The organism is Burkholderia sp. SIMBA_062 (assembly GCF_046534765.1).
GTDB classification, from domain to species: Bacteria; Pseudomonadota; Gammaproteobacteria; order Burkholderiales; family Burkholderiaceae; genus Burkholderia; species Burkholderia ambifaria.
This window is the reverse complement of sequence record NZ_JAWRYD010000371.1, coordinates 1-261: the sequence shown is the minus strand read 5'-3', so window position 1 is coordinate 261 and position 261 is coordinate 1. Positions and strand designations below refer to the sequence as shown.

The window sequence follows — 261 nt, the reverse complement described above, 5'->3', positions numbered from 1 at the left end:
CCGACAAGCTCGCTTCCGCCGTCCTCGCGGCGCGGCTGGCCGCCTGCGTGACGCGGCTCGGCGCCGTGCATTCGGACTTTCACTGGCAGGGCAAGATCGAGTCCGGCAGCGAAATCCAGCTGCTTTTCAAGACGAGTCTCGCCCGCACGGCCGAACTCGAACAGTTCATCCAGACCCAACATCCCTACGAGACGCCCGAAATCCTCGCCTGGCAGGCGATGGCGTCGACCGCTTACGGGCAGTGGGTCAACACCGAAACCC

General features: G+C 65.1%; 1 protein-coding gene. It reads left to right on the top strand.

Annotation, left to right across the window (positions count from 1 at the left end; all coding sequences use genetic code 11):
• On the top strand, positions 1-261 hold a 261-nt coding region (gene cutA, locus SB786_RS36730; RefSeq protein ID WP_410731650.1), incomplete at both ends, for a divalent-cation tolerance protein CutA.